At 56.6% G+C, this 6,186-nt stretch carries 3 protein-coding genes; all 3 read left to right on the top strand.

Features of this window, described 5'->3' with window-relative positions; all coding sequences use genetic code 11:
• On the top strand, positions 1-1,793 hold a 1,793-nt coding region (locus IEY52_RS00470; RefSeq protein WP_229684589.1), incomplete at its 5' end, for an Ig-like domain-containing protein.
• Positions 1,794-1,888: 95 nt separating this feature from the next.
• Positions 1,889-4,309 (top strand): Ig-like domain-containing protein, encoded by a 2,421-nt coding sequence (locus tag IEY52_RS00460; RefSeq protein ID WP_229684588.1) that lies wholly within the window; start codon positions 1,889-1,891, stop codon positions 4,307-4,309.
• Between the two features lie 292 nt (positions 4,310-4,601).
• Positions 4,602-6,164 (top strand): glycosyl hydrolase family 18 protein, encoded by a 1,563-nt coding sequence (locus IEY52_RS00455; protein WP_188998174.1) that lies wholly within the window; start codon positions 4,602-4,604, stop codon positions 6,162-6,164.
• Positions 6,165-6,186: the final 22 nt, after the last annotated feature.

The following is a 6,186-nucleotide window of genomic DNA, read 5'->3' as shown; positions in this document are numbered from 1 at the left end:
ACACCGCTGCAGCGGTCACCAACTGGACCCTCAACTTTAAATTCAACGGCACGGCCAACATCTCTGGTGCGCCCTGGGGAGCGGGCGGCAGTGCCACCAAAAATGCAGACGGTTCTTACACCATCCTGCCCAACACCTGGGGTGGCGGAAACATTCCCGCAGGCGGCAGCGTCACTGTGTCCTACGGCGGCACCGGAGTGTTCAGCGGCGTGAACACCTGCACCATCAATGGCGCTTCCTGCTCTGGAGCCCCCGGTGACACCACGGCTCCCACCTCCAGCCTGAGTTTGACCCCCAGCAACCTGACGGCAGCAGGAAGCATCAACCTGAGCGCAAACGCAACGGACAACGTGGGGGTGACGAAGGTGGAGTTCTACCGGGGCACCACCCTGATTGCCACCGACACCACTGCGCCTTACAGCTACGCTGACGCTTTCAGCAGCTCCAGTCAGAATGGCACCTATGCGTTTACTGCAAAAGCCTTTGACGCAGCTGGAAACAACAGGACCAGCGCTGCTGCCACCGCCACGGTCAACATTGCAGGTTCTGGTGACACCACCCCTCCCACGGTTTCTGCCACAGTCAGCCCATCCAGCCTGACCGCCGCTGGCACTGTGAAAGTCACCGCGACTGCCACCGATAATGTGGGGGTAACCAAGGTGGAGTTCTACCGGGGCACCACCCTGATTGGTACTGACACCACTGCTCCTTTTGAAGCCACCCAGAGCTATTCCAGCAGCAGCGAAAATGGCAGTTACACCTACACCGCAAAAGCGTTTGATGCTGCAGGGAACAACAAAACCAGTGCTGGTTCGGTGCTGACTGTGAACATTCCCGTTCAGCCTTCCACAGGAACGGAATACGCACCTTACTTCTACACCTGGGGCTGGGGCAACACCACCGATTACCTGTTCAGCTCTCTGGTGGACATGAAGAACAAAACAGGCCTGAATGCTGCAACGCTGGCCTTTGTGATTGCACCTTATGGTTCCTGCACCATCACCACCGATGGCACCTCCAGCAACCGCATCGAAAACGAGATGAAAAATGACATTGCGGCTTTTAAAGCTGCAGGGGGCAAACTCAAGGTTTCTTTCGGAGGGGCCAACGGCACCTACCTGGAAAGCGATCAGGCCTGCAAAACAGCCGATGCGCTCTACACCACCCTCAAAGGTTTTGTGGACCGCACCGGACTGACCGACCTGGACTTTGATGTCGAGCAGGGCATCGAGATGAGCGATGCCATCAACGCCAAACGTGCCCAGGCCCTGGCCAGACTGCAAGCAGCCAATGCCAGCGTCAAGGTGTCGTTCACGCTGGCAGGCGTACCCATGGACCGCTGGAACACCCCCGGTGGTCTTCCTGCAGCAGGCCTCAATGTGGTGAAATCCGCCGTGGCAGCCGGAGTGAAGATCAACAAGGTCAACCTGATGACCATGGATTTTGGTGGTTATTACTCCAGTGGCCGCACCATGGCCGATGCCAGCATCTCCACGGTCAGCGAGACCTTTAAGCAACTGAAAGTCATTTACCTCAGCAAAACCGATGCTGAAGTCTGGAAGCTGCTGGGAGCCACCCCCATGATCGGCCAGAACGATGTGTCCTCGGAGGTCTTCACCCTGCAAGACGCCCGTGACCTCACCGTCTGGGCCAAAAGCAAAGGGCTGGGACTGGTGGCCTTCTGGGCCATCCAGCGGGATCAGGTGTGCAAAAACGGTGCTGGGATTGCCATCTGCAGCATGCAGAACACTGGGGCTTATGACTTCCACAACATCTTCAAAGGCGTGCTTTAAACCCCTGCTTTAAACCCCTGCTTTAAACCCCTGCTTCCACTGTCGCTCTGAGGGTCTTTTCTGGCCCTCTCACAGAATTTCAAGGAGTGTGAAAGATGAACCTCAAGGCACTTAAAGGATCGGCCCTTCTGCTTGTGACCCTCGGGCTTGCCGCCTGCAGCCAGTCGGATTTCCAGACTTCAACCCAGACCGCCAGAGTCACCCAGCAGGCCACGGGATTGACTGCCGTCTTCACCACCAGCAGCATCTGGGATGGTGGTTTTAACGGGGTGATCACCCTCACCAACAACACCACTGCAGCCGTGACCAACTGGACCCTCAACTTCAAGTTCAATGGCACAGGTGGCCTGTCTGGAACCCCCTGGGGCGCAGGCGGCAATGCGGTTAAGAATGCCGATGGTTCTTACACCGTGACCCCCAACACCTGGGGTGGCGGCAACATCCCCGCAGGCGGCAGTGTCACCGTTTCCTACTCTGGAACAGGCGCTTTCTCCGGGGTCAACACCTGCACCATCAACGGAGCAAGTTGCGACGGCACCCCCCCCACCGACACCGTTGCTCCCACCGTTTCTGCCACCATTGCCCCCAGCAGCCTGACTGCTGCTGGCACGGTGAAAGTGACCGCTGCTGCCAGTGACAATGTGGGTGTGAGCAAAGTGGAATTCTACCGGGGCACCACCCTGGTCGGCACCGACACCACCGCTCCCTACGAGTACAGCCAGAGCTTTTCCAACAGCACCCAGAACGGAACTTACAGCTTCACAGCCAAAGCGTTTGATGCTGCAGGAAACAACAAGACCAGCAATGCGGTTTCTGCCACCGTCAACATTCCTGCAGACACCACGGCACCGACCTCCAGCCTGAGTTTGACCCCCAGCAACCTGACCGCTGCAGGGAACATCAATTTGACTGCGACTGCAACCGACAATGTGGGTGTGAGCAAAGTGGAATTCTACCGGGGCACCACCCTGATCGCCACCGACACCACTTCCCCTTACACCTATGCTGATCCTTTCAGCAGCAGCACCCAGAACGGCACCTACAGCTACACCGCAAAATCCTATGACGCTGCTGGAAACAACAAAACCAGCACCGCTGTGTCTGCCACCGTCAACATCACCTCTGACACCACTCCTCCCAATGTCAGTGTGGCCGCTTCTCCCAGCAGCCTGACCGCTGCAGGCACAGTGACTGTCACTGCAACCGCCAGTGACAACGTGGGCGTGTCCAAAGTGGAGTTCTACCGCAACGGTGCCCTGGTTTCCACCGATACGACTTCCCCTTACCAGTACAGCCAGAGCTTTGCTGCAGGTCAGAACGGCACCTATGCGTTTACTGCAAAAGCTTTTGATGCTGCTGGAAACAACAAGACCAGCGCCGCTGCCAATGTCACCGTCAACATCCCTGTGCAGCCCACAGGCCGCATTTATGTGGGCTACGCTGGCACCTGGAACACCAGCCTGAACGACCTGGTGCCTGCCAACATCCCCAGCTATTACACCCACGTCAACATCGCTTTTGCCAATCCCAAACTGACCTACAGGAAGGGCGATTACCAGACCCTGGGCTTCAACGACACCAACACCGGTCTGCAATTTGTGGAAGGTGCTGCGGCCAACCCCTGGAGCCCTCCGGTGCAGATGACCCCCACCCAGGCCAGGCAGGTCATTGCCAACATCGATGCCCTGCAGGCCAGAGGCACCAAGGTGTACCTGTCTGTGGGCGGATGGACCTACTCCAACGACATGCACGGCTGGGACAGCTACAACCCCAGCGGTCTGATCGATCTGGCCCAGGACCTGGGTGTAGATGGGGTGGACCTCGACTGGGAAGCCCCTACCGGGACCTGCACGGGAGATGCCAGCAACTTCTCCTGCCCTGGTGACGCCAAGGCCATCAACATCCTCAACACCACCTACGACACCATTCACGGCAGAGGGCTGAGTCTGGGCATCTCCATCGCTGCCTGGTCCACCGGAGCCTACTATGTGAAGGGCTCCCAGTGGGAAGAAGGCAAAGTGCAGTGGGGCTCTCCTTACGGCGGCACCATGTACAACCTGGTCAAGCAGCAGGGCAGCAAGCTGAGCCACATCAACCTGATGTCCTACGATGCAGGCACTTTCTTTGATCCCCGCGAATCCTTCGAGTCCTACCGCGCCATTTACGCTGGTCCCATTGCCATGGGCATTGAGCCTGCTCCCGAAGGTGCAGGCGGAGCCACCCTCAAACTCAACAAAGATGCGGGGGTGGATTACGGAGCCACCTGGCGCAACTTCATGTACGACGGCCTCAACGATGCCAGCAAGGTCTACAACGTGGAAACCCTGGCCAACTATGTGAAAGCCAACGGCAAACCCACCGACGGCATGATGATCTGGCAAATCTGGAAAGAGCGTGTGCACGCCACTCCTCCTGCTGGAGCTGCTGGAGTGAACTCTGCAGGTCAGCTGATCTGCCAGATCCTCTCCATCACCAGCAACTGCAGCCAGTCTGTGCCAAACCTTCCCAAACTCTAAAATCCACACCTCCAATCAAAGGCTGCTTCCCCAGACGGCCCACCCGAAATTTCTCGGGTGGGTTTTTGTGCCTGAAATGTTCTGGAACAGGCATCAAGTTGACTCAAAGTGGTATTAAAGCTTTATGGTGTTCTGCTGGGAATTTGAGCATAAAAATCCAAAATTGGTCTGAAACGACTGAATATTGGGCTATACAAATGCGGATTGGTATTAAAGTGGTTATATACCATGCAAATACCAGAAGGATTTGAAAGACTGTGCAGAATGTGCGTTCTGCACAGGGGGAGTGCACATGAAAAAACATCTGTGGCTGGGCAGCAGCATTCTACTCGGATTGGGCGCAACCGCCTGCAATCCCAACACCGGACCCAAAGACACCACCCCACCCACCGTGACCCTCACGGCCCCCAAAAACGTCAGTGCAGCCAGCATCGTGAAAATCACTGTCAATGCTGCAGATGCTTCTGGCATTGCAAAAGTGGAACTGTTCCGCAATGGTGAAAAACTGCTGGAAGACACCACTGCACCTTACGAGTTCTCTCAGGCCTTCACGGTCAGTTCCCAGAACGGCAATTACACCTACACTGCAAAAGCCACCGACAAGAACGGCATCATGGCCAGCAGTGCCAGCACCACCACCACCGTGATCCTGCCCAGACCCGAATACCGCCACGTCGCCTATTTCACCAACTGGGCTGTTTACGGTCCCACAGGTTACAAGGTGAAAGACATCGACACCTCGGGGGCAGCAGCCAGCATCACCCACATCAACTACGCTTTTGGCAACGTCAATCAGGCAGGCGAATGCGCCATCACCGATGCCTGGGCAGACTACCAGAAACCGTTTGACCCTGCAGACTCTGTAGACGGAACAGGCGAAACCTGGGGCGATACACTGCGTGGACACTTTGCCGAACTGAAAAAACTCAAAGCCAAATACCCCAAAATCAAGGTCATGATCTCCCTGGGGGGCTGGACCCTCAGCAAATGGTTCTCTGACGCTGCCGCCACCGATGCTGGACGCAAAAAGCTGGCTTCTTCCTGCATCGATCTTTTCATCAAAGGGAACCTGCCCCTGATTGACAAAGACGTTGCCGGAGGTCCAGGCAGCGGTGCAGGCATCTTTGACGGCATCGACATTGACTGGGAATACCCGGGTGGTGGGGGAGATCCGGGCAACGTGGTGCGCCCCGAAGACAAAGAAAACTTCACCCTCTTGCTCAATGAATTCCGTGCACAGCTGGACACCCTGTCTGAAACCACCAGCAAGCACTACCTGCTGACCATCGCTGCTCCTGCTGCGCCCAGCAAAATTGCCCAGACCGAACCCGACAAATACCAAGGGGCACTGGACTTCATCAACCTGATGGCCTACGACTTCCGGGGCGGATGGGCAGCCACCGGACCCACCAATTTCCACAGCAACCTTTATGCCAGCCCCAATGACCCCATGACCGACGGCACCGAGATTTTCAGTGTGGAAACCACCGTCAAGGAATTCCAGAAATATGGCATTCCCAACAACAAACTGGTGGTGGGCATTCCCTACTACGGCCAGGGCTGGAAAGGGGTGGCCAACGTCAACAACGGCCTCTACCAGACCGCCACCGAAAGCGCAGGCACCAGAACCTACCGCGAACTGAAAGACTTTGGCCCCCGCTTTGATGACCCCATCAGCAAACAGATGTGGGCCTTTGATGGCAGCACCTTCTGGACCTTCGACGATGAAAAAGTCATCCAGGAGAAAGCCAGATACATCCGAAGCCTGGAACTGGGCGGCACCATGGTCTGGTCCCTGGACGGCGATGATGCCCAGGCCACCCTCAGCAAAACCATCCACTCCTCTCTGAAATAAGAGCCTGACCTCAGGCTTTTAA

The organism is Deinococcus roseus (assembly GCF_014646895.1).
Lineage (GTDB): Bacteria > Deinococcota > Deinococci > Deinococcales > Deinococcaceae > Deinococcus_C > Deinococcus_C roseus.
The sequence above is the reverse complement of the archived record's forward strand: the minus strand, read 5'-3'. Positions and strand labels throughout refer to the sequence as shown.

Bases quoted from the DNA above. Each gene is read 5' to 3' on its own strand.
- IEY52_RS00460 (WP_229684588.1), top strand. From the start codon at position 1,889: ATGAACCTCAAGGCACTTAAAGGATCGGCCCTTCTGCTTGTGACCCTC.
- IEY52_RS00455 (WP_188998174.1), top strand. From the start codon at position 4,602: ATGAAAAAACATCTGTGGCTGGGCAGCAGCATTCTACTCGGATTGGGC.